This is a genomic window from Streptomyces sp. NPDC039736 (assembly GCF_055596485.1).
Genome location: NZ_JBVIUQ010000014.1, coordinates 124,160 through 147,104, shown reverse-complemented (window position 1 = coordinate 147,104; position 22,945 = coordinate 124,160). Strand labels below are relative to the sequence as shown.

General features: G+C 72.9%; 20 protein-coding genes and 1 pseudogene. 12 read left to right on the top strand and 9 right to left on the bottom strand.

Features of this window, described 5'->3' with window-relative positions:
• The first annotated feature begins 62 nt into the window (after positions 1-62).
• Genes ACZ56L_RS32580 through ACZ56L_RS32565 form a run of 4 tightly spaced genes read left to right on the top strand, consistent with a single transcriptional unit; the run spans position 63 to position 2,677 of the window.
• Entirely contained in the window at positions 63-482 is a 420-nt protein-coding gene (locus ACZ56L_RS32580) for a roadblock/LC7 domain-containing protein (RefSeq protein WP_345225778.1), read from the top strand.
• Positions 479-838 (top strand): DUF742 domain-containing protein, encoded by a 360-nt coding sequence (locus tag ACZ56L_RS32575; protein ID WP_471068277.1) that lies wholly within the window; start codon positions 479-481, stop codon positions 836-838. The genes ACZ56L_RS32580 and ACZ56L_RS32575 overlap by 4 nt, the downstream gene beginning before the upstream one ends.
• Positions 819-1,439: a GTP-binding protein gene (locus ACZ56L_RS32570; protein WP_345225774.1), complete on the top strand. Its 621-nt coding sequence runs from the start codon at positions 819-821 to the stop codon at positions 1,437-1,439. The genes ACZ56L_RS32575 and ACZ56L_RS32570 overlap by 20 nt, the downstream gene beginning before the upstream one ends.
• Positions 1,436-2,677, top strand: a complete 1,242-nt coding sequence (locus tag ACZ56L_RS32565; protein WP_401763022.1) for a cytochrome P450 — start codon at positions 1,436-1,438, stop codon at positions 2,675-2,677. Before ACZ56L_RS32570 ends, ACZ56L_RS32565 begins: the two co-directional genes overlap by 4 nt.
• Positions 2,678-2,747: 70 nt before the next feature.
• On the opposite strand, the gene ACZ56L_RS32560 is transcribed toward ACZ56L_RS32565, so the two are convergent.
• Positions 2,748-3,971 (bottom strand): cytochrome P450, encoded by a 1,224-nt coding sequence (locus tag ACZ56L_RS32560; RefSeq protein ID WP_345225769.1) that lies wholly within the window; start codon positions 3,969-3,971, stop codon positions 2,748-2,750.
• Positions 3,972-4,272: 301 nt separating this feature from the next.
• On the opposite strand from ACZ56L_RS32560, the gene ACZ56L_RS32555 reads away from it, so the two are divergent.
• A complete protein-coding gene (locus ACZ56L_RS32555; protein ID WP_345225766.1) occupies positions 4,273-6,360 on the top strand; it encodes a phosphocholine-specific phospholipase C in 2,088 nt (695 codons plus the stop codon).
• Here ACZ56L_RS32555 and ACZ56L_RS32550 read toward each other — a convergent pair.
• Entirely contained in the window at positions 6,357-7,139 is a 783-nt protein-coding gene (locus ACZ56L_RS32550) for a GNAT family N-acetyltransferase (RefSeq protein WP_471068273.1), read from the bottom strand. The two genes, ACZ56L_RS32555 and ACZ56L_RS32550, sit on opposite strands and share 4 nt — an antisense overlap.
• Before the next feature lie 211 nt (positions 7,140-7,350).
• Here ACZ56L_RS32550 and ACZ56L_RS32545 point away from each other — a divergent pair, with 211 nt between their 5' ends.
• The 3 genes and pseudogenes from ACZ56L_RS32545 (at position 7,351) to ACZ56L_RS32535 (ending at position 10,588) form a co-directional block, all read left to right on the top strand.
• Complete coding sequence (locus tag ACZ56L_RS32545) at positions 7,351-8,970, top strand: metallophosphoesterase (protein WP_471068270.1); 1,620 nt, start codon at positions 7,351-7,353, stop codon at positions 8,968-8,970.
• Positions 8,971-9,096: 126 nt separating this feature from the next.
• Positions 9,097-9,471: pseudogene (locus ACZ56L_RS32540) on the top strand (hypothetical protein); the annotation flags it as partial.
• Positions 9,472-9,661: 190 nt separating this feature from the next.
• Complete coding sequence (locus ACZ56L_RS32535) at positions 9,662-10,588, top strand: YihY/virulence factor BrkB family protein (protein ID WP_345225758.1); 927 nt, start codon at positions 9,662-9,664, stop codon at positions 10,586-10,588.
• A gap of 54 nt (positions 10,589-10,642) precedes the next feature.
• On the opposite strand, the gene ACZ56L_RS32530 is transcribed toward ACZ56L_RS32535, so the two are convergent.
• From ACZ56L_RS32530 to ACZ56L_RS32515, 4 genes are all read right to left on the bottom strand, one after another.
• Positions 10,643-11,350, bottom strand: a complete 708-nt coding sequence (locus tag ACZ56L_RS32530) for an alpha/beta fold hydrolase (protein WP_471068267.1) — start codon at positions 11,348-11,350, stop codon at positions 10,643-10,645.
• 122 nt (positions 11,351-11,472) lie between these two features.
• The gene (locus tag ACZ56L_RS32525; protein WP_401763038.1) at positions 11,473-13,569 is read right to left on the bottom strand and encodes a xanthine dehydrogenase family protein molybdopterin-binding subunit; all 2,097 of its coding nucleotides are present in this window, start codon (positions 13,567-13,569) and stop codon (positions 11,473-11,475) included.
• A 50-nt stretch (positions 13,570-13,619) separates the two neighbouring features.
• Positions 13,620-14,609 carry an FAD binding domain-containing protein gene (locus ACZ56L_RS32520; RefSeq protein WP_345225749.1) on the bottom strand — a complete coding sequence of 330 codons (990 nt, stop codon included), beginning with the start codon at positions 14,607-14,609 and terminating at the stop codon, positions 13,620-13,622.
• A complete protein-coding gene (locus ACZ56L_RS32515) occupies positions 14,606-15,214 on the bottom strand; it encodes a (2Fe-2S)-binding protein (RefSeq protein WP_345225746.1) in 609 nt (202 codons plus the stop codon). Before ACZ56L_RS32515 ends, ACZ56L_RS32520 begins: the two co-directional genes overlap by 4 nt.
• Positions 15,215-15,443: 229 nt before the next feature.
• On the opposite strand from ACZ56L_RS32515, the gene ACZ56L_RS32510 reads away from it, so the two are divergent.
• The gene (locus ACZ56L_RS32510) at positions 15,444-16,355 is read left to right on the top strand and encodes a helix-turn-helix transcriptional regulator (protein ID WP_345225744.1); all 912 of its coding nucleotides are present in this window, start codon (positions 15,444-15,446) and stop codon (positions 16,353-16,355) included.
• Positions 16,356-16,455: 100 nt separating this feature from the next.
• Complete coding sequence (locus tag ACZ56L_RS32505) at positions 16,456-17,295, top strand: dioxygenase family protein (RefSeq protein ID WP_345225741.1); 840 nt, start codon at positions 16,456-16,458, stop codon at positions 17,293-17,295.
• Between the two features lie 60 nt (positions 17,296-17,355).
• Here the strand turns inward: ACZ56L_RS32505 and ACZ56L_RS32500 are convergent, their stop codons facing one another.
• Both ACZ56L_RS32500 and ACZ56L_RS32495 read right to left on the bottom strand, forming a co-directional pair.
• Positions 17,356-18,912 carry a PTS ascorbate transporter subunit IIC gene (locus tag ACZ56L_RS32500; RefSeq protein WP_468690532.1) on the bottom strand — a complete coding sequence of 519 codons (1,557 nt, stop codon included), beginning with the start codon at positions 18,910-18,912 and terminating at the stop codon, positions 17,356-17,358.
• 55 nt (positions 18,913-18,967) lie between these two features.
• Entirely contained in the window at positions 18,968-19,768 is an 801-nt protein-coding gene (locus ACZ56L_RS32495) for a PTS sugar transporter subunit IIAB (protein ID WP_345225736.1), read from the bottom strand.
• A gap of 135 nt (positions 19,769-19,903) precedes the next feature.
• On the opposite strand from ACZ56L_RS32495, the gene ACZ56L_RS32490 reads away from it, so the two are divergent.
• The gene (locus ACZ56L_RS32490) at positions 19,904-20,977 is read left to right on the top strand and encodes a glutamate--cysteine ligase (RefSeq protein ID WP_345225734.1); all 1,074 of its coding nucleotides are present in this window, start codon (positions 19,904-19,906) and stop codon (positions 20,975-20,977) included.
• 343 nt (positions 20,978-21,320) lie between these two features.
• Here the strand turns inward: ACZ56L_RS32490 and ACZ56L_RS32485 are convergent, their stop codons facing one another.
• Positions 21,321-21,488 (bottom strand): hypothetical protein, encoded by a 168-nt coding sequence (locus ACZ56L_RS32485; RefSeq protein ID WP_471068261.1) that lies wholly within the window; start codon positions 21,486-21,488, stop codon positions 21,321-21,323.
• Between the two features lie 128 nt (positions 21,489-21,616).
• Between ACZ56L_RS32485 and ACZ56L_RS32480 the strand changes: the two genes are divergently transcribed.
• Positions 21,617-22,855 (top strand): glycosyltransferase 87 family protein, encoded by a 1,239-nt coding sequence (locus tag ACZ56L_RS32480; RefSeq protein WP_471068258.1) that lies wholly within the window; start codon positions 21,617-21,619, stop codon positions 22,853-22,855.
• The last annotated feature ends 90 nt before the right edge of the window (positions 22,856-22,945 follow it).

The window sequence follows — 22,945 nt, the reverse complement described above, 5'->3', positions numbered from 1 at the left end:
TACCGATTGCTCCCCCCGATTGGAGGCACGGGCCGGCCTTCCCCCGGCGGCCCTTGACCACCGTGCAGACCACTGACAACAGCCTCACCTGGCTCCTGGACAACCTCCTGGAACGCACCCCCGGTTCCCGCCACGCCCTCGTGCTCTCCCGCGACGGGCTGAAGCTGTGCCGCAGCAGTCACCTCACGCTCGACCAGGCCGACCAGCTCTCGGCGATCGCGTCCGGGATGCAGTCCCTCGCGCACGGCGCGTCCGTCGAGTTCGGCGACGGGTCGGGCGGGGTGATGCATCTGATGACGGAGTTCCCCGGCGGGCTGCTGCTGATCGTGGAGGCCGGGCAGGGCGCCCACCTCGCGGTGGTGGCGGCGGCCGGGGCGGACCCGGGGATGATCGGGCACCACATGAGCGAGCTGGTCGAGCAGATCGGCGACCATCTGCGCGCCGATCCGCGGCAACCGTCCCCTGACGGCAGCCGGTCATGAGCCGGCCGCCCGTCGACACCGGGTCCCCGGACCGCCTGTACACCGTCACCGGCGGCCGCACGGAGCCCGACGGCCTGGTCTTCGACCTGGTGACCCTGGTGGTCAGCGAGCGCGAACCGGCGCCCGGGATGCCGTCGGAGCACGTCCGCATCCTCGAACTCTGCCGCCATCCCGCCGCCGTCGTCGAGGTCGCCGCCCATCTCAAGCTGCCGATCACCGTCGTACGCATCCTGCTGGAGGATCTCCTGTCCGCCGGGTCGATCACCGCCCGCCGCCCCCGCGCGGCGGCCTCCGTGTCCCACATCCCCGAGTCCGAACTGCTGCTGGGGGTGCTCGATGGACTTCGCAACCTCTGAGGAGCCCCAGGCCCCGGAGCGCACTCCGCTCGGCGACACCGTCGACACCGGGTTGAAGATCGTGGTCGTCGGCGGGTTCGGCGTCGGCAAGACCACCCTGGTGAAGGCGGTCAGCGAGATCCGGCCGCTGAACACCGAGGAGCACATGACGCAGGCGGGCGCGGGTGTCGACGACCTGTCGCTGACCTCGGAGAAGACGACGACCACGGTCGCCTTCGACTTCGGGCGGATCACGCTCAACGAGCGGATGGTGCTGTACCTGTTCGGGGCGCCCGGCCAGGAGCGGTTCTGGTTCCTGTGGGACCGGCTGTTCGCGGGGACGCTGGGTGCGGTGGTGCTGGTGGACACCCGGCGGATGGCGGACTCCTGGTACGCCATCGACCGGCTCGAACACCACCGGACGCCGTTCATCGTGGCGGTGAACCGGTTCGACGACGGGGCGCACTTCTCGCTGGAGGAGATCCGGCAGGCCCTCGCCCTCTCCGACACCGTCCCCATGATCTCCTGCGACGCGCGGGTGCGGTCCTCGGGCAAGGCCGTGCTGACCACGCTCGTCGACCATCTCTACCGCCTCGCCCTGGCACGGGAGTTGACCACATGAGCAGCGGCACCGAAGGCTGCCCCGCACACGCTTCGGCCGTACGGCTGGGCGGACTGGAGTACCAGCAGACCCCTGCCGAGCTGTACCGGGGGCTGCGCCGGGAGCACGGTGCGGTCGCGCCCGTACTCCTGGACGGAGACGTTCCGGCGTGGCTGGTGCTCGGGTATCCGGAGGTCAGTTACGTCACCGCGCACGACGAGCTGTTCGCGCGGGACTCGCGGCGCTGGAACCAGTGGCCGAACATTCCGGCGGACTGGCCGCTGCTGCCGTTCGTCGGCTACCAGCCGTCGGTGCTGTTCACCGAGGGCCCCGAGCACGAGCGGCGGGCCGGGGTGATCAGCGAGGCGCTGGAGGCGGTGGACCAGTTCGAGCTGGGGCACGACTGCCGGCTGATCGCGGACGAGCTGATCGACGCGTTCGAGGGCAGCGGGCGGGCCGAGCTGATGAGCGCGTACGCGCACGCGCTGCCGATGCGGGCGGCGGTGCAGATGTGCGGGATGCCGGCCGGGTCGGCGGACACGGCGGATCTCGTGCACGATCTGCGGACGTCGCTGGACGCGGCGGAGGGGGACGATCCGGTCGCCGCGTACGTACGGGTGCAGGAGCGCATCCAGCGGCTGGTCAAGGACAAGCGGGCGGCGCCCGGTCCCGATGTGACCTCCCGGATGCTGCACCATCCGGCGGGGCTCGCGGACGAGGAGATCGTGCAGGACCTGATCTCGATCATCGCGGCGGCCCAGCAGCCGACGGCGAACTGGATCTGCAACACGCTGCGGCTGCTGCTCACCGACGACCGGTTTGCGCTGAACGTGTCGGGCGGGCGGCTGTCGGTGGGCGAGGCGTTGACGGAGATCCTGTGGCGGGACACCCCGACGCAGAACTTCATCGGCCGGTGGGCGGTGCGCGACACGCAGCTCGGGGGGCGGCACATCCGGGCGGGCGACTGCCTGGTGCTGGGGCTCGCGGCCGCGAACACGGATCCGCAGATATGGCCGCAGGGTCATGTGGGTGCGGAGGGCAACTCGGCGCACCTGTCGTTCAGCAACGGTGAGCACCGCTGCCCGTATCCGGCGCCGCAGTTGGCGGACGTCATGGCGCGCACGGCGATCGAGACGCTCCTCGAACGGCTGCCGGACGTGATGCTGTCGGTGCCGGCCGAGTCGCTGACCTGGCGTCCTTCGATCTGGATGCGGGGGCTGACCGCGCTTCCGGTGTCGTTCACGCCGGTGGCCCAGTAGGCGGCGGCGCGGCAGGCCGGTCGTCCGGTACGCGGCCGGGGGCCCGCCCCTCCCCCGGCCGCCGCGGGTCCTACCGTACGGGCGTGAAGGTGACCGGCACGGACTCCGGGCCGCGGGTGAACACGCCCCTTTCGACGGTCGCGGCGCCCTCCTTGAGGCGGACGTCGGGCATGGCGTCCAGGAGGCGGCCGACGCCGATCTGGACCTCGGCGCGGGCGAGCAGCGCGCCGACGCAGAAGTGGCGGCCGAGCGCGAAGGCCAGGTGGTCGGCGGCGGCGGAGAACGCGTTGGTGGCGTTCAGGTCCTCGCGGAAGATGTCGAAGGTGTCGGGGTCGGCGTAGCGGCGCTCGTCGCGGTTGGCGGAGCCGATGAGGCAGGTGACGGTGGCGCCGGCCGGGATGGTGCCGCCGGTGACCCGCACGTCGACGGCGGTCTGACGCATGATCATGTGGACCGGCGGGGTGTACCGCAGGGTCTCGGCGAAGGCCCGGTCGATGAGGGTGCGGTCCTTCTGGACGGCGGCCAGCTGCTCGGGGTGCGCGAGGAGGTTGGCGAAGATCGCGGCTATCGCCTTGTCGGTGGTCTCGCCGCCGGCCGCCAGCAGGAGGCTGCAGAAGGCCTTGATGTCCTCGTCGCTCATCCGTACGCCGTCAACCTCGGCGGCGCACAGGGACGAGAGCAGGTCGTCGCCGGGGTTGTTCCGGCGCTCCCTGATGATCGGGATCATGTACTCGGCGAACTCGACGCGGGTGCGCTCGCCCGCGGCGGCGACCTCGGGGTCGCCGGAGAGGTTGCCGAGGAAGGCGATGACGGTGGTGTACCAGCCGTGGAACTTGGCGTGGTCGCCCTTGTCGAGGCCGAGCATGTCGGCGATGACGTTGACGGGGAAGCGGGTGGCGAAGGCGTCCACCAGGTCGACCTCGCCCGTTTCCCGGAAGGTGTCGATCAGTTCACGGGCGTTGCGTTCGATGACCGGGACAAAGGTCTCCTGGAGTTCCCTGCCGCGGAAGGCGGGGGCCACCAGGGCGCGGCGCACCGCGTGCTCACGGCCGCTGAGCTGGAGGATCGTCTTTCCGTGGACGGGTTCTATCTGCCAGTCGTAGTTGTCGGTGGTGAACTGGCCCTCCTTGTCCTTGAAGATCCGCTCCACGTCTTCGTAGCGGGAGACTATCCAGCTCTGCATGGGCTCGTGCCAGAGCAGCGGCGTCCGCTCGCGCATCGCGCGGTACACGGGGTAGGGGTCGGTGGCGAACTCGGGCGAGAGGATGTCGGGGATCTCGTCGACTGCGGTCACGGGAGGGCTCCTTCGGCGGCGGGGGCTGCTGGACCGGCGGCTGCCGGTGCGGCGATGGGCTTGTCCGATCAGGTTATTGATCATTCATCAAGGCCGGAAGCCCTCCCTCCAGGGGGTCTTGGCCCGGAGGACCCGCCCCGGGGCCTCGTCCCGGGGTCTCGTCCCGCCCGGGGGCGAAGTCCCCTCCGTCGTCCTCCCGCCGGAGCCGCGCCCGACTGTCGCTGTCGCCCTCTTCCCTTTTGTTGGTCGTTCTTGCAGCATTCCGTTTGCTTCTGATCCCCCACGATGAGGTTGCCCACCCATGTCCGACGTGCCAGAAGTCCCCTCGTCCACCGCGGTGAACCGCCGCCGCTTCCTCCAGATCGCGGGTGCCACCGCCGGTTTCGCCGCGCTGTCCGGCAGCATCGAGCGGGCCGCCGCCATTCCGGCCGCCCGGCGCACAGGCAGCATCGACGACGTCGAGCACATCGTGGTGCTGATGCAGGAGAACCGGTCCTTCGACCACTACTTCGGCACGATGAAGGGCGTACGGGGCTTCGGCGACCCGCGCCCGGTCGTGCCGCACGGGCTGAAGTCCGTCTTCCACCAGCCCGACGGGGCCAGGACGGTGCTGCCCTACCACCCGGAGGCCGACGACCTCGGGATGCAGTTCATCGCGGGCCTCAACCACGACTGGGCGGGCGGTCACCGGGCGTTCAACAACGGCTCGTACGACCGGTGGATACCCGCGAAGTCGGCGGGCACGATGGCGTACCTGACCCGGCAGGACATTCCGTTCCACTACGCGCTCGCGGACGCGTTCACGGTGTGCGACGCCTATCACTGCTCGTTCATCGGGGCCACCGACCCCAACCGCTACTACCTGCTGTCCGGCCACGTCGGCAACGACGGCAAGGGCGGCGGCCCGGTCCTGGGCAACGAGGAGGCGGGGTACGACTGGACCACGTACCCGGAGCGGCTGGAGCGGGCCGGGGTGTCCTGGAAGGTCTACCAGGACATCGGCGACGGCCTGGACGCGAAGGGCAAGTGGGGCTGGATCAACGACGCCTACCGGGGCAACTACGGCGACAACTCCCTGCTGTACTTCAACAAGTACCGCAACGCCAAGCCCGGTGACCCGCTCCACGACAAGGCCAGGACCGGCACGAACGTCAAGGCGGGCGACGGCTACTTCGACCGGCTGAGGGCCGACGTGAAGGCCGGCAGGCTGCCTCAGATCTCCTGGATAGCGGCCCCGGAGGCCTTCAGCGAGCACCCCAACTGGCCCGCCAACTACGGGGCCTGGTACATCTCCAAGGTGCTGGACGCGCTGACCTCCAACCCCGCGGTGTGGGCGAGGACGGCGCTGTTCATCACGTACGACGAGAACGACGGCTACTTCGACCACGTGGTGCCGCCCTATCCGCCGGCCTCGGCCGCGCAGGGCAGGTCGACGGTCGACACCGCGCTGGACTACTTCCGGGGCAACGCGGGCTACGCGGCGGGCGCCTACGGGCTCGGGCAGCGGGTGCCGATGCTGGTGGTGTCGCCGTGGAGCACGGGCGGTTACGTGTGCTCGGAGACCTTCGACCACACCTCGGTGATCCGGTTCATGGAGAAGCGCTTCGGCGTCCAGGAGCCCCACATCTCGCCGTGGCGCAGGACCGTCTGCGGCGACCTGACCTCGGCCTTCGACTTCGCCCTGCACGACACCGGCCCGGCGGCGCTGCCCGGCACCGACGCCTACGAGCCGCCGGACCGGGAGCGGCACGACAGTTACGTCCCCAAGCCCCCGGCGGCGGGAGCGCTGCCCCGGCAGGAGCGGGGTGCGCGGCCCTCGCGTCCGCTGCGGTACGCGCCGTACGCGGACGGGGCGGTGGACGCGGCGGCGGGGAGGTTCACGCTGACGATGAGCGGCGGCCCGTCGGCCGGGGCGTGCTTCCACGTGACGGCGGGCAACCGCACCGACGGGCCGTGGACGTACACCGCGGAGGCGGGCAAGGCGGTCGCCGACACCTGGAACGCGAAGTACTCCAAGGGGAGTTACGACCTGTCGGTGTTCGGCCCGAACGGCTTCCTGCGCACCTTCCGGGGCGCGAACGGCACGGCCGGACCCGAGGTCGCCGTCCGGCACAGCGCCGAGGGCGAGGGACGGCTTCTGCTGAGCGCGAGCAACGCGGGCACGGCGGCCTGCCGGCTGACCGTGGCCGACTCCTACGGCGGGCAGCCGGTGTCGTTCACCGTGCCCGCCGGGGGGCGGGTCGAGCGGACGGTGGAGGTGCGGGCCGGCCGGGGCTGGTACGACCTGAGGGTGACGTCCGGGACGGACGCCGCCTTCCTGCGGCGGCTCGCGGGGCGTGTGGAGACGGGCCGGGCCGGAGTGAGCGACCCGGCCCTGGCCACGGTCTAACCGCGCGCCGCGACGCTGTAGTTGTAGGGCGTCGTGACGCTGATCTGGGCGAAGCCGAGGCGCTGGAGGATCGGGCGGCTGGTGTCCAGCACGGCGTCCGACTGGAGGTAGTGGTAGCCGCGGGCGGCGGCGGTGCGGGCACGGTGGGCGACGAGGGCGCGGTAGATGCCCCGGCCGCGCCACTCGGGCGCCGTGCCGCCGCCCCACAGGCTCGCGAACCGGGTACCGGGGTCGAATTCGGCGCGGGCGGCGCTCACCGGTTCGTCCCCGGCGAGGGCGACGACCACCGAGACCGTGTCCGGGGCCTCGGTGAGCCGGTCGAGCACCTGCTGGCCGATGCGCGTCCCGTCCGTGCCGAAGGCCAGGTCGTGGGCCCGCACCATCAGTTCGACCCCCGCCGCGTCGGTGACCTCGACGAGCCGCACTCCGTCGGGGAGCACCGGCGGCACGGCGAGTCCCGCGGTCTCGGCGACCATCACGGCCTCCGGGTCCTCGGGCACGAACCCGGCGGCGCGAAGCCGCCGCGGGAGGTCCTCGGGGCGGTCGTGGGAGTAGTGCTTCCACTCGAAGTCCAGGCCGAGGGCGGTGTAGTGCCGCACCTGTTCGGCGATGACGGCGTCCGCGGTCCGCTCGGTCAGGTCGGACCACAGGACGGCGTTCCAGCCCCGGGCGTCACTGGTGTGCCGGACGACGTGCCCGGCTGCGGGGCCGACGCGCTCGCCGGGGGCCCCGCGGCGCATCTCGGTGTCGAAGAGTTCTCGCACTGCGTCAAGGTTCATCCGCGTACCTGAGCACGGGGCCGGTCTCCGCGCCAGCGAATTCCGCCGCCGTGGCGCGTCGCCCGGTGCCGCGGGGTGTTCACGCTTCTGCCATGCGGGCGTTGCTCATTGCGCCCCGGCGAACTGGATCAAGCCCTCTAACGTCGCCGCTGTCCCGCCCGGACGACGATCCGACGAACCGACGAACCGACGACAGACAAGGCACAGCCCCATGAGATTCGCCCCGCTGGTGATCGCCACCGCTTCGGCCGCCCTCCTCGTACCGACCGCGCTCGCCGCCCCCGCGCCCGCCGCGGCGGGGCCTGCGACCCCCGCGCCGCCGGCCGTCGACAAGCCGGGCGGCCGTTACGAACACGGTGTCCGGCTCGCCTTCCGGGCGGAGCGCGGCGCGGTCGTGCGGTACACCCTGGACGGGACGACACCGACCCGGCACAGCCGCCTGTACGTGCCCGGTGTCCCCGTGCGGATCACGCAGGACACCAACGTCACCGCCGTCGCCTTCCGGGGCGGCAGGGCCAGCATCCCGGTCTCCCGCGGCTATCTGGTCAGGAGCGCCGAGAAGCCGGTCGCCCGCGTCGTGGTCATGTCGGACGTGCACATCGGCGACTACGCGAAGAACACCGGGAAGTGGGCGAGCTTCTTCGACACCATCGGCTCGGTCTTCCCCCGGCCCGACGCGATCCTCTCCAACGGCGACATGATCAACGACAACGGGGACGGCAAGGGGCCCGACCACGCCGTCGTGGCCCGCATCTTCCAGGAGAACCTGCGGCGCAAGGGCATGACCGGCACCCAGGTCCTGCTCTCCAACGGCAACCACGACGACTCCCTCGCCCAGATCCGCGCCCACTACCCGAAGGCCTGGTTCCCGGACGCGGGCGGCGGCTTCTACGAGTCCTCGGTGGGCGGCGTACCGCTGCTCACGCTCAACACGGAGACGTACAACTCCAGCACGGAGCAGCAGAACTGGCTGAAGAAGCGGATGGCGGAGCTGACCGCGAAGAGCCCGAACACGCCCGTGCTGGTCCAGGGGCACCGGCCCGCGTCGAACACGGTGATGGACGGGCAGCAGGCCGCCAACCCGAAGCTGACCGCCGACCTGAGCGCCTTCCCGCAGGCGGTGTTCTTCTCCGGGCACTCCCACCTCAACCTCAACGACGACCGGTCCGTGCACCAGAAGGACTTCACGGCCGTCAACGACGGGTCGATGAGCTACGTGGAGATGGACCACGGGTACCAGGCGGTCACCGAGGAGGGCCTCGCCAACCGGTTCGAGTCGCCCACCTCGCAGGCCCTGTTCGTCGAGGTGTACAAGGACCGCACCGAGATCGCCCGGGTGAACATGGCCGCCGACAAGCACGACATCTACACCGGCGGGAAGTGGTCGGCCGACTGGCAGCCGCCGTACGCGAGCGCCGGCACCCTCAGCGGCAGGAGCTGGACGGTACGGCTCAAGGGCCGCACCGCGCAGCAGATCAAGGACAACTTCACCTACACCGCGGCGCACCGGAACACGACCGCTCCCGTCTTCACCGGCCGCCGTCCGCTGTCGGCGGTGCGGGACGCCAAGGGCGGCACGGCGCTGCGGATCGCACAGGCCCGGGACGACCAGATGGTGCACCACTACCGGGTCGACGTGACGGACGAGACGACCGGCGCCAAGGCCCTCTCCTCGAAGGTGCTCGCCGAGTACTACTACGCGCCGCTGCCGAACTCCCTGGACGTTCCGCTGCCGGCCGCCGCGCCGGGCACGCGGTACGCGGCCCGGGTGACGGCGGTCGACGCGTACGGCAACGCGTCGGCCGAGGTCTCGCTGAAGTTCCGTAGGTAGCAGGGCCGTTGGGGGTGGTGAGCGGGACGATTCAGTGATCAACTGTTCCGTCGTCCCGCTCCACCTTTCCGAAGGACCCCCGTGAACCTCTCGCTGCGGCTGCCCCGTTCCTCCTCCGGCTGGACCATGGCGGTCTTCGGTCTGCTCGCCGCCGCACTGGGCGTCGTGGGGCTCGTCGCCCCGGACGCCCAACTGGCGTTGATGGGCCTGGAGAAGCCTGTCGGCGGTGTGCGGGCCGACGGGGACCACACCCTGATGTTCCTGACCGCCTCGTCCATGGCGGCGGTGAACATGGGCGTCTACTACGTGCTGGCCGCGCTCGCCGACTGGCGGGCCTTCTTCCGCTGGACGGTGCCGTTCCGGCTGCTCACCTTCACCGTGTTCACGCTCGCCGTGGCCACCGGGAGGGCTCCGGCCGGGTTCCTCGCGGTGGGCGTCTGGGAGGGAGTGGGCGCGCTGGCCACGGGGATCGCCCTGCGCACGGAGACGCGGAAGGCCGCGCACGGCCGGGCGGGTGACGGGATGCGCGCAGAGGTGCGGGACGCCACGCGCGGGGAGTCGGCGGCCGGTTCCGGGGCATACGACGGGAACACCCGTTCCCGCTGACGTACCACCCCAGACGGGGAGAAGCGCGACAACGGGTGAGAAGGTAGGCGCAGCCCACGCCCGACACGCCACGAAAGTACGCCCCATGCCGAGTGAGCCCATCGCACCGCCGACCGACCGGAGCGGTCCGTCTCCCGCCCCCGGCGTACTGGCCCGCTGCCGCACTGCGCTGCGCCGCACCCCCGTGTCGGTGTGGAACGACGACGTGTCCGACTGGGCGGCGGCGCTCACGTACTACGCGATCCTGGCGCTGCTGCCGTCGCTGCTGATCACGGTGACGTTGATCGGTCTCGCCAATCCGGACGCGGTGCAGTCGCTGATCGACGACATCGCCTCGGTGGCTCCGGCGGAGTCCAGCAAGGCGCTGCGTCAGGCGCTGGAGGACGCGGTCAACGGGAACTCCGCGGTGTGGCTGCTGATGGTCACGGGAACGGTGAGCGCCCTGTGGTCGGCGTCGAGTTATCTGGCGGTGTTCCGGCGGGCGATGCACGCCATGCATCACGTACGGGACGTCCGTCCGGCGCTGCGCAAGGCGCACCTGATCGTGGTCACGGCGGCCTGTCTGCTGCTGTTGCTGCTGGCCAGCGCGGCGGCGCTGGTGATCACCGGGCCGATGGCGCGGGGGCTGGCGGACAAGCTGGGGATGGGCGATGTGGGAGAGGCGGTGTGGTCGGGGCTGAAGTGGCCCGTGCTGGGGTTCCTGGTGGCGCTGCTGATCATGATCCTGTTCCACACCGGCCCGGCGGTGGCACGGGGCGTGCGCAGGGGGCTGCCGGGGGGTGTGCTGGCGGCGGTGCTGTGGCTGACGGCGTCGGCGGGGTTCGCGTTCTACACGACGCACATCGCCAGTTACAGCAGGCTGTACGGGTCGCTGGCCGGGATCGTGGTGTTCCTGGTGTGGGTGTGGTTCGCGAATCTGGCGCTGTTGGTGGGGGCGCAGTTCAACGTGGAGCTGGCGAGGCTGGAGGGGCGGGGGCCGGGGCGGCGGCATCCGAGGATGGGGCGGGGCTGAGGCGGGGCGAGGGGGACGGCCCCGTCGCCCGAGGGGGCCCGAGGGGGTAGGAGGTCAGGTGAGGGTGTCGAGGCCCAGGGGGGTGTTCGCGCCCTGCCGGAGGGCCTCGGACACCGGGGCCGGCAAGGGGGAGAGGCCCAGTAGTCCTGTTGTCAGGGCTGCCGTCGTCGTGTGCCACTCCCCCGCCCGGCGGAGCATCGCGTGGTCGCCGCCCTCGACGGTGATCACGCAGGTGCGGGCCCCGGCGCGGCGGGCGCGGGCCGCCAGTTCACGGGTGTCGCGGGGGCTGGTCGTACGGTCGCGGTCGCCGTGCAGCAGGACCACGTCGCGGTCCGCGAGGTGGTCGACCGGTTCGCCCGGCGGGCACCAGGGGGCGAGCCCGACCACTCCGGTGACCTGCGGGTGGCCCGCGACGCGCAGTGCTGCCCGGCCGCCCATGGAGTGGCCGACGAGGACCACGGGCACCGGCCCGAGTTCGTCGGTCAGCGCGTCGAGGGCGCGCAGGGCGTCGTGCACGGGGTCGGCACGGGCGCCGTTCCAGCCCCGGTGCCGGTAGACGGCCGTGCGCAGGGCGAGCGGGTGGGCCCCCGCCGCCCGCGCGATCGCCCGGCCGAAGGGGATCAGGCGGCGGCCCGGGAGGTTCAGCGCGGGCGGTGGCTCCAGGCCGTCGGCGCGGCCGCCGTGCAGGAGCAGGACGGCCGCCTCGGGTGCCGGCCGGCGGGCTGAAGCCCGTTGTCCCGCGCTCGCCCCTCGGGTTCGCATGTCCGCCTCCGCTTCTGGTGCCGGGCCCGACGGGCCCTCTCGGGGTGTTCCGGAGCGGACGGCGTCCCGGACGGGGCCGCCTCGTACCGCGTTCCCGCTCCCCTGCCCCGGCGGCCGCGTCGTCACACCCCCGCGGCCAGGACCCGGTCGGGGGTCAGCGGCAGCTCCCGGAAGCGGATGCCGGTCGCGTGGTGGACGGCGTTGCCGATGGCGGCCGCGGTGCCGACGATGCCGATCTCGCCGATGCCCTTGCTGCCCATCGGGTTGAGGTGGGGGTCCTCCTCCTCGATCCAGTGCGCCTCGATGTCGGGCACGTCGGCGTGGCAGGGGACGTGGTAGGAGGCCAGGTCGCGGGCGTCGAAGTCGCCGAACGCCGGGTCCAGGGAGCTGTGCTCGGTCAGGGCCATGCCCAGGCCCATGGTCATGCCGCCGACGAACTGGGCGCGCGCGGTACGGGCGTTGAGGATGCGGCCCGCCGCGTACACGCCGAGCAGCCGGCTCACCCGGATCTCGCCGGTGACGGTGTCGACCCGTACGTCCGCGAAGTGCGCGCCGAAGGCGTGCCGGGCGTACGGGGAGTCCGCGTCGGCCGTGCCCGTGGTGTCGGCGGTCTCCGTCAGGCCGTCCGCCGGAAGCTGCCCGCGGTGCGCGGCGAGGCGGCCCGCGAGCGCCGTGCACGCCTGGTGGACGGCCCAGCCCCAGGAGGCGGTGCCCGAGGAGCCGCCGGCCAGCGGGGCCTTGGGCAGGGCGGTGCTGCCGATCTCCGTGCGCACCGTCTCCAGCGGCACGCCGAGCGCGTCGGCGGCGACCTGGGCGAGGACCGTGCGGGCGCCGGTGCCGATGTCGGTGGCGTTGATCCGTACGCGGTACGTGCCGTCCGGGAGCGCCTGCGCGGACGCGGCCGAGGGGGACGCCAGCACGGGGTAGGTGGCGGCGGCCACGCCGGTGCCGGTCAGCACGGAGCCCTCGCGGCGCACGCCGGGGCGCGGGTCGCGGGCGGCCCAGCCGAACCGGCGGGCGCCCTCGCGCAGGCACTCCACCAGGTGGCGGCTGCTGAAGGGCTTGCCGCTGTCGGGTTCGTGGCCGGTGTCGTTGCGCACCCGCAGGTCGATGGGGTCCAGGCCGGCGGCTTCGGCGAGTTCGTCCATGGCGGACTCCAGGACGTACATGCCGGGCGCCTCGCCGGGTGCGCGCATCCAGGAGGGGGTGGGCACGTCCAGCGGGACCACCCGGTGGGTGGTGCGGCTGTGCGGGGAGGGGTACATGACCCGGGCCGGTACGGCGGCCGTCTCGACGAACTCCTTGATCCGGGAGGTGTACGTGGTGACCTCGTGGTCCACGGACAGGAGGGCGCCGTCGGCGTCCGCGCCGAGCCTGATCCGGTGCAGGGTGGGGGCCCGGTGTCCGACGACGGCCGCCAGCTCCCGCCGGGACAGCGCGAGCTTGACGGGGCGGCCGACGTGGCGGGCGGCCATCGCGGCCAGGACGACCTGGGCGCGGGGGGTGCCCTTGGAGCCGAAGCCGCCGCCGACGTGTTCGGAGACGACGGTGATCCGCTCCTGCGGCAGGCCGAGGAGCCCGGCGAGCACCTCGCGGACGGTGCTCGCGCCCTGGCTGGAGTCGTACACGGTCAGCCGGTCGTCCTCCCAGCGGGCGGTGGCGGCGTGCGGCTCCATGGGGTGGTTGTGCAGGGGCGGTACGGAGTAGGAGGCGTCGACCCGGTGCTCCGCCGTGGCGAACGCCGCCGGGGCGTCGCCGCGTTCGCGGTGGGAGGGCTGGTCCTCGTCTTCGTCGTCGGGGGTGTACGCGTCCGGGTGATCGGTGCGGACGGTGACGTCGTGGGGCTCGGCGGCGTACTCGACGCGCAGGGCCGCGGCGCCCTCGCGGGCGGCTTCCGGGGTGTCGGCGACGACCAGGGCGACGTACCAGCCGCGGTGCGGCACGGTGTCGTCCTGGAGGAGGCGCAGGGTGGCGTCGTCGGCGTCGCCGAGGCGGGGCGCGTTGCGCGGGGTGAGCACGGCGAGGACGCCGGGGACGGCCAGGGCGGCCTTGTCGTCGATCTCCGTGATCCGGCCGCGCGCGACCGTGGCCGGTACGGCGCGGGCGTACGCGCAGCCGGGCGGGGTGTGCTCGGCGGCGTAGCGGGCGGTGCCGGTGACCTTGTCCCGGCCCTCCCGGCGGGCGGCGGGGGCGCCGAGCGCGGTCGGGGTGTCGCTCATCGCGGGGGTGTCCTTCCAGGGGCGGGAATCGGGCCGGTGAGGGGCGGGGCTCAGGCCCGCGCGGCGGCGAGGCGCGTCAGCACGTCGTGGGCGACGCGGTGGGCGAGGGGGACCTTGAACGCGTTGTCGCGCAGCGGTTCGGCCTGCTCCAGCTCCGCGTCCAGCGCCCGGGTGAGGCGCTCGGGGTCCGGCGCGTGGCCGAGGAGTTCGGCCTCCGCGTGCCGGGCGCGCCACGGCCGGTGGGCGAGTCCGCCGAAGGCGAGCGCCGCGTGCCGTACCACTCCGTCGCGCACGTCGAGCACCGCCGCGACCGAGGCGAGCGCGAACGCGTACGAGGCGCGGTCTCGGGCCTTGCGGTAGGCGGAGGGCAGTCCGGCGGGGCCGGGCGGCAGGGTGACCGCGGTGATCAGCTCGCCGTGCCGCAGGACGGTGTCCCGGTCGGGGCGGTCGCCGGGGAGGCGGTGGAAGTCGGTCACGGGGACGGTGCGGTCGCCGTCCGGGCCGTGCAGTTCGACGGAGGCGTCGAGGGCGGCCAGCGCCACGGCGAGGTCGGAGGGGTGGGTGGCGATGCACTGCGGCGAGTGGCCGAGGACGGCGTGGTCGCGGTGGATGCCGTCGCGGGCGGCGCAGCCGGTGCCGGGTTCGCGTTTGTTGCAGGGCTTGGCGGTGTCCTGGAAGTAGCCGCAGCGGGTGCGCTGGAGGAGGTTGCCGCCGGTGGTGGCCATATTGCGGAGCTGGCCGGAGGCTCCGGCGAGCAGGGCCTGGGAGAGGACCGGATAGCGGTCGCGGACCAGGGGGTGGGCGGCGAGGTCGCTGTTGCGGACGGTCGCGCCGAGGTGCAGCGAGCCGTCGGGGCGTTCCTCGACGGTGTCCAGGGGGAGCCTGCTGACGTCGACGAGGAGGCCGGGGGTCTCGACGCCGAGCTTCATCAGGTCGACGAGGTTGGTGCCGCCGCCGAGGTAGCGGGCCTCGGGGTCCCCGGCGTGGGCGCGGGCGGCCTCTTCGACGGTGGCGGGGCGGACGTAGCCGACGGGCTTCACCGGGAGACCTCCTGCGCGGGGGCGGCCGCGTGGGCGTCCTCGACGGCGGCGACGATGTTGGGGTAGGCGCCGCAGCGGCAGAGGTTGCCGCTCAGCCGTTCGCGGATCTCGGTCCGGTCGAGGGCGGCGGGGCCGTTCGGGTGAGGGCCCGGGGCGGTGGCGGCGGAGGGGTGCCCCTGGGCGGCCTCGGCGAGCATGCCGACGGCGGAGCAGATCTGGCCGGGGGTGCAGTAGCCGCACTGGAAGGCGTCGCGTTCCAGGAACGCCTGCTGGAGGGGGTGCGGCTCCCGGCCGTCCGGGCCGTGGAGTCCTTCGACGGTGGTGATCTCCCGGTCGTCCTGGGCGACGGCGGGCAGCAGGCAGCTGTTGGCGCGCCGGCCGTCGACCAGGACGGTGCAGGCACCGCATTGGCCGTGGTCGCAGCCCTTCTTGGCGCCGGTCAGGCCGAGGTCCTCGCGCAGCACGTCCAGCAGGGTGGCGCGGTGGTCGACGGTCAGCGACCGGGTCTCCGCGTTGAGGTGCAGGGTGATGCGGGACCTGATGGCGACGGCGCTGTCGGGCACGTCGCGGTGGCCGCCCTCATCGGCGAAGTCGTCGGTTCCCATGTGCAGTGCGCGCCCTTCGTCCGGTCGGCGGCCGTCCCGTGCGTCGCACACGTCGGCCGCCCTCAGGTGTTCCGCTTTCGCGTTTCCAGGCTGGGCCAGGTCATTCGTCCCGGCATGTCGGAACCGGCCGGGACTCGGCCTGTCGCCGGTCCGGCGGGCATGACATCGTGCGTTGGTCCGGACCATTCGCAGGCCCCGGGAGAGCCCGGGAAGGAAGAGGCCAGCGCTCATGGAAACCCTGGAGAGAGCCGTTCCGCTGCACCGGCTCGACGTGCCCGCCCCGCAGCAGCTCCCCTTCGCCATCGGTTCGTTCGACAGCATCGGAGCGCTGTCGCGGGCCTCCTTCCCGCACCGCCACACCTTCTACGAGATCGTCTTCGTCACCGGCGGGCGCGGCGCACACGTCATCGACCTCTCCCGCTGGGAGCTGCGCCCGCCGCACTTGTGCTTCGTCGTGCCCGGCCAGGTGCACTACTGGGAGAACGCGACCGGCCTCCAGGGCCGGGTCGTGCTCTTCACCGAGGACTTCCTGGTCGACCACCCGGGCGACCGCGACCTGCTGCGGACGCTCGGCGAGCGGCCCTGGTTCAGTCCCGCCGGGGAGGACGCCCCGGCCTTCGCCCGGCTGATCGGCGAGATGGAGCGCGAGCACCGGGCGGGCCAGGCGGGCTTCGCCTCGGTGCTGCGCTCCTATCTGCACGTGCTGATCGTGCGGGCCTCCCGGCTGGCGGGCCCGGCCCCCGCGCCCGCGGACCCGGCGGGCCGGCCCGCGCTGGTCACCCAGGAGTTCCTGCGGCTGCTGGCCCGGCCGGACCCCGAGGTGTGGGAGGTGCGGTCCTGCGCCCGCCGGATCGGTGTGAGCGTGGGCTACCTCAACGAGGCGGTGAAGCAGACCACCGGCCGCACACCCGGTCAACTAGTGCGCCAGGTCCGTACGCACGAGGCCAAACGCCTGCTGGTACGAACGGACTTGACGGTACGTCAGGTGGCGGCGGAGGTCGGCTTCGCGGACCCCGCGTACTTCTGCCGGTTCTTCCGGCGGGAGACCGGCATCAGCCCGGGCGCCTTCCGGCGCGGCAGCGGTGCAATGCACCACGACTACCGCGTCCCGTCCCTCGCGCACCCGCAGTCGCCGTCCTAGGTTCGAGGGGAGTTCCGGAGCGCGCCCGGAGCGTCCCGGGGCCTGCCCCACAGGTCCCGGCTCTCCCCCTTCCGCTCCCCCACTTGGAGGCGTCCCCGCCATGGACCAGCCCCAGCCGCCCGGCACCCCCGACCCGTCCGGGCCCCGTCCCTCCCGCAAGACCGTGCTGCGGGCCGCTCTCGCCGCCGGGGTGGCCCTGCCCACCGCCCTGATGGGTGTGCCCGCACTGGCCAGGACGGCCCGCGACAGCGACGTGCCGCCGCAGCTCACCCCCTCGTGCGACGACGGGGACGACCCGACCCCGGCGCAGACCGAGGGCCCGTACTTCAAGCCGAACTCGCCGCGCCGCACCTCGCTCCTGGACGGCAACCCGCCCGGGACCCGGCTGACCGTGACGGGATACGTGTTCGGGCTCGCCTGCCGTCCGATCGCCAACGCCCTGCTGGACTTCTGGCAGGCGGACGTCAACGGGGCGTACGACAACACCGGCTTCCGCTTCCGGGGCCACCAGTTCACCGACGCGCAGGGCGCGTTCACGCTGACGACGATCGTGCCGGGCCTCTACCCGGGGCGCACCCGGCACATCCACGTCAAGGTGCAGGCCCCCAACCGGCCGGTGCTGACCACGCAGTTGTACTTCCCGAACGAACCGCGCAACAACACCGACAGCATCTTCGACGCCCGTCTGCTGATGACGATGCGCACCAACGGACCGGCCAGGGAGGGAAGTTACGACTTCGTGCTCAACGTCCCGCAGGGGCCTGGGCCGACCGACCCGCCGACCACCCCGCCGCCGTCCGGCACCTGGCGGGCGGGCACGGCGTACAAGGCGGGCGACGGCGTGACGTACGGCGGGCGCTCCTGGGTCTGCCTCCAGGCGCACACCGCGAGCGCCGGCTGGGAGCCGCCGAACGTGCCGGCGCTCTGGCGCGCGGCGTAGGGGCCGACGCCCCGCACCGCGCGCGGGAGTCGGCGCTCCCGCGCGCGGTGCGGGACCTGTTCACGGCCGGGGCGGCGGATGCGGCGCCCCGGCCGGCGGGGCGATCCTCGCCCGGGGCCCGGTGGGCACGGCGGTGTCCACCGGGTCCTCGGTCGTGACGCGGGCGTGCGTGCCGAGGGCGGCGTCGCGCCGGGCGCCCGGGTCCCAGCCGGTGTCCACGACCCGCTTCTGCACGACGATCGCGCCGCCCAGCAGCACCAGGCCTACCAGCAGCATCAGGGCGATCGCGCCCGCACCGCCGATCTTGGCGACGTTGCCGACGACGGAGCCGAACCAGCCGAAGTCGGCGTCGCCGAAGGTGGTGTTCTCCTTCCCGAACGCCCCCAGGACCTTGAGGAGGAGGGCCGGCAGGAAGGTGATGAGGACGCCGTTGAGGAACGCGCCGACGACCGCTCCCCGGCGTCCGCCGGTGGCGTTGCCGTAGACGCCCGCCGCGCCGCCGGTGAAGAAGTGCGGCACCAGGCCGGGCAGGACCAGGGCGAGGCCGAAGGCCGGGTGGAAGATCCAGGCGAGCAGGCCGAGGCTGATGAGGCCGCCGGTGAAGCTGGAGAGGAAGCCGATCAGGACGGCGTTCTGGGCGTATGGGAAGACGATCGGCGCGTCCAGCGAGGGCACCGCGCCGGGGACGAGCCTGCCCGCGATGCCCTGGAAGGCGGGGACCAGCTCGCCGAGGATCGTGCGGACGCCGAAGAGGATGACGGCGACGGCGATGCCGAACTGCAGGCCCTGCATCACGGACTTCATCAGGTAGTTGCCGACGTCGGTGGCGGCCGCCCCGTCGCCGAAGGCCCGGAAGGCGACGTCCTGGCCCGCCTTCACCAGGAGGACGACGGCCATGATCAGGTAGATCAGGACCATGGAGAGCGCGGTGGCGACCATGGAGTCGCGCAGGAAGCGCAGGCCCTCGGGGAGGTTCATCTCCTCGGTGCTGCGGCTGCGCCGGCCCACGAGCTGGCCGGCCGCGCCCGCCGTGATGTATCCGGCGGTGCCGAAGTGGCCGATGGCGACGCTGTTGCTGCCGGTGACGCGTTTGGTCCAGGGGTGCGCGAAGGCGGGCAGGGCGACCAGGAGGATGCCGAGCAGGATGCCGCCGACGAGGACGACGGCCACGGAGCCCTGGCCGGCGGTGGCCAGGACCATGGTCAGCAGGGTCGCCATGAAGAGCATGTGGTGGCCGGTCAGGAACACGTAGCGCAGCGGGGTGAAGCGGGCCAGCAGGAGGCTGACGGCGAAGCCCACGATCATCAGCCAGGCCACGCGCGCCCCGAACCGGGCCTGGGCGATGCCGACGATGGCCTCGTTGGTGGGGATGACGCCGTGCGCGCCGGTCGAGCCCTGGATCATCTCGCCCAGCGGGGCGAGCGAGCTGACGACGAGGCCCGCGCCGGCGCCGATCAGCAGGAAGCCCAGCGTCGCCTTGATGGCTCCGCCGACGACCTGCCCCGTCGACTTGCGCAGGGCGATCAGGCCGACGGCGGTGATGATGCCGATGAGGTAGGCGGGTTGGCTGAGGACCTCGTTGACGAGGAACTTCGCGAGGGGAACGAGCCAGTCCATGGGGCGGGGCCTCCGTGCCGTGGGTCCGTGGTCGGACGTCGCCGTGGGTCCGTGGTCAGACGTCGTACGTGTCGCGCAGGACGCCGTCGACCTCGGTGGTGCTGGTGAAGTCCTCGACGACCTTGACCGGCACGCCCACGTCGCCGAGGGTGCGGGCGATCTCGCGCGAGGTGAGGATCGCGACGGCCTCGGAGGCCTTGCCCTTGGCGGAGATGGTGTCGGTGGCCTCCACCGTCACGAACCTCGACCACTTCCAGCGGTCCAGCACCTGTTCCAGGGTGTTCTTCAGGAAGAGGCTGGTGCCGACGCCGTTGCCGCAGACGGTGAGGATCTTGTGCATGCCGGGGGCGGCGGGGCGGTCCTGCGCCGGGGCGGCGGGCGCGGCCTGCTGCACCGGGCGTACGTCGTCCTGCCGCGCGAGCACGGCGTGCAGGGCCGTCGGCGTAGGCGCTTCGTGCAGGGCGCGGGAGGTTTCCGGGTCGCCCAGGAGGCGGGCCAGCGAGGCCATCGCGGCGGTGTGCGCGGCGGCGTCCGTCGCGGCCAGGGCGACCACCAGGGTCACCGGGTCGTTCGTCTCATGCCCGAAGTCGACGGGCTCCGCCAGGCGCACCCAGGACATTCCGGTTCGCCGCACGGCGGGCGACGGACGGGCGTGCGCGAAGGCGAAACCGGGGGCGATGACGAGGTACGGCCCGTTCTCCTCCACGTTCCGGATCATCTCGTCCGTGTAGGCGGCGGTGGAGGTGCCGGTGGCGACGAGCAGGTCGCCCGCGTCCCGGACCGCGTGCTTCCAGTCCGCCGCGCGGATATCGAGTCGTATCGCTTCTGGCGGAAGTAGATCACTCAATGCCGACATGAATCCGATATTTGCACAGTCCTGAACGTGCGGCGCGACCGGAGCACATGGGTAGAGAAAGAGGGCACTCGCTCCGCCGGTACGTAGATCGATGTCGGATTTCACGAGGATCACCGAGCCCGAGGGGGGCCGCCCGTGCGCAGTGTGGGAGTGGAAGAGGAACTGTTACTGGTCGACAGCGACGGAACGCCGAGGGCGGTGTCCGGCGTCGTGCTGGCGGCGTTGCCCGACGGATCGACCCTGGAGAAGGAACTGCACCGGGAACAACTGGAGATCGCGACCCGGCCGCGCCACACCATCGAGGGGCTGGCCGCGGAGGTACGGCGCTGGCGCGGGGAGGCGGCGGCCGGGGCGCGCCGCGCGGGGGCGGAACTCGCGGCGCTCGCGACCTCGCCGCTGCCGGTGAACCCCTCCATCAACTCCGGGGACCGCTACCGGCGGCTGGAGGAGGAGTTCGGGCTGACCGCGCTGGAGCAACTGACCTGCGGCTGCCATGTGCACGTGTCCGTGGAGTCCGACGACGAGGGCGTCGCGGTGCTCGACCGGATCCAGCCGTGGCTGCCCGTGCTGGTGGCGCTGAGCGCGAACTCGCCGTTCTGGCAGGGGCGCGACACCCGGTACGCCTCGTACCGGAGCCGGGTGTGGGGGCGGTGGCCGTCCACCGGGGCCACCGAGCACTTCGGGTCCGCCGAGAACTACCACCGGCAGGTGCAGGGGATGCTCGCCACCGGCACCCTGCTCGACGAGGGGATGATCTACTTCGACGCCCGGCTGTCGCGGCACTACCCGACGGTGGAGGTACGGGTGCCGGACGTCTGCCTGGAGGCGGACGACACCGTGCTCATCGCGGCGCTGGTGCGGGCGCTGGTGGAGACCGCGGCCCGGGAGTGGGCCGCGGGCGGCCCGCCGGACGACACCGGGGTCGGGCTGCTGAGGCTGGCCTCGTGGCGGGCGGCGCGGTCGGGGCTGTGCGGGGAGCTGGTCGACCCGGTGACGCTGACGCCGGCGCCGGCGGAGACGGTGGTGCGGGCGCTGCTGGCGCACGTGGCGGAGGCGTTGCGGGACAGCGGGGACATGGAGCTGGTGAAGGAGCACTGGGAGGTGCTGCTGGAGAGGGGGAACGGGGCGCATGTGCAGCGGGAGCTGTTGAGGAGGACGGGGAGTTTGCGGGGGGTGGTGGAGGAGTGTGCGAGGCGGACGGTGGGGTGAGGGGGCGGGCCTCCTCCCGGTGCTCCCGGTACCGGGGAGCTGAGCTCCGCCCGCCCGGGCGAGGGGGTCCCCAGCCCCGCCCCTTCACCTGAACCCGCGGGGCAGTGGAGGGTTCCCGTGCGGGTGCGTCGTGGCTGAGCGCGCGTTCCGCGCACCCCTGAAGGGGTACGGAAGTGGTCGCGCCCGCGCGGCGGAGCCGCAGATCGGCACAACCCCGCGCCCCTGAAGGGGTACGGAGGTGGCCGCCGCCCGCGCGGCGGAGCCGCAGATCGGCACAACCCCGCGCCCCTAACGGGGCACGGCCAAGCAGGTCGGCCCCTGGCGGAGACCCCCCGGGGGCGGCTCAGCCCGAGGGCTCCTCGACGGAGTGGTCGTCGGAGGACGCGTCCTCCAGGCCCGGGCCGTCGACCGTCGTGCGGGGGTCGTCGTCGGGGGTGGCCTGCTGGTCCGGGAGGTCGCGGGGGATCCCCGGGGGCTGCTCCTCGGGGCCGTCCTGACGGCGGTCTTCCATGGGAGGGGTCCTTTCAGCGAGACGGTCGGCGGGGTGCCATCGCGCCGCGTACCCGGGCGGAGGCGGGCCATGCGTCCGGCGTCTGACCTGCCGTTCTGCGGAAAGGGCGCGCCTCGTAGAGTGCGGGGATGCCCCGCAGCAGCCTCCGTGGCGCCCCGCTCCCCCGCTTCCCCGCCCTCCGCTCCCCCTGGGCCGCGCTTCTCGTCTGGGGGCTGACCCGGCTCTGGCTGGTGCCCGCCGCGCTCAAGCTGCCGCCGCTGGACGGGGACGGGACGCTCGACCCGTCCGTGGACCGGGTGTACCGGGGGTGGTTCGAGGTCCTGTCGGGCGGGGCGTTCCCCGCGCACGACGTGAGCTGGCAGTACCCGCCGGGGGCCGCGCTGCCGATCCTCGCGCCCGGGGTTCTGCCGTCCCTGGACTACGGGCTCGCGTTCATCGTGACGGCCGCCGTGACGGACGCACTGGTGATGGCGGGGCTGCTGTGGCTCGTGGTGCGGCGGGGGCGGTCGGTCGCGGCGCCCTGGCTGTGGGCGGTGGCGCTCGCGGTGCTCTCCACCGTGCCGTGGAACCGGTTCGACCTCCAGGTGACCGCGATCGCCATGGCCGCGCTCGCCGTCGCCGCCTCCCGGCGGGCTTGGGCGGACCGGGCGTTCGGGGCGCTGGTCGCGCTGGGGGCCCTGGTCAAGGTGTGGCCGGTGCTGCTGCTGGCGGGGACGGAGCGCGGGCGGCGCACCCGGCGGGCATGGGGCGCGGCGGCGGTCGCCGGGGCCGTGCTGCTCGCGGTGTTCGCGCTGGCCATGCCGCACGCGCTGTCGTTCCTCACGGCGCAGAAGTCCCGGGGTGTCCAGATCGAGTCGGTGGGGGCGCTGCCCTTCCACGTCGCCCGGCACCTGGGGTGGAGCGGGACGTGGAAGGCGAAGGACGGGTCGCACGAGTTCGTGGGGCCGGGGGTGGAGACGGTGTCGCTGGTGATGCAGGGGCTGACCGTGCTCGCGCTCGGCTGGCTGGTGCTCTGGCGGCTGCGGTCCCGCCGGTCCGCCCCCTGGCTGCTGCCGGACGCAGCGCTCACCGCCGTACTGCTGTTCGTCGTCACGAGCCGGGTGATCAGCCCGCAGTACCTGATCTGGCTGGTCGGGCTCGGCGCCGTGTGCCTGCTGTGCCGGGAGACCTCGCAGCGGCCCGTGGTGGCGCTGATCGCGGTGGCCTGCCTGTTCACGACGCTCGGCTTCCCGCTGCTGTACCGGGAGTTGCGGGACGACGCCGACCCGGTCGCGATCGCCAACCTGTTCGTGCGGGACGGCCTGCTGGTCGCCGCCGCAGGCTGGTCCGCCGTACGGCTGTGGCGGGCGGGGCGGGTGGGGCCCTGACGCCCGTCGGCGACCGAGGGCCTTTGGCATATGCCAGGTGCACCACCGGATCGAGTGTTGCCAAACGCCTTACGGGGCCCCCACCCCTGT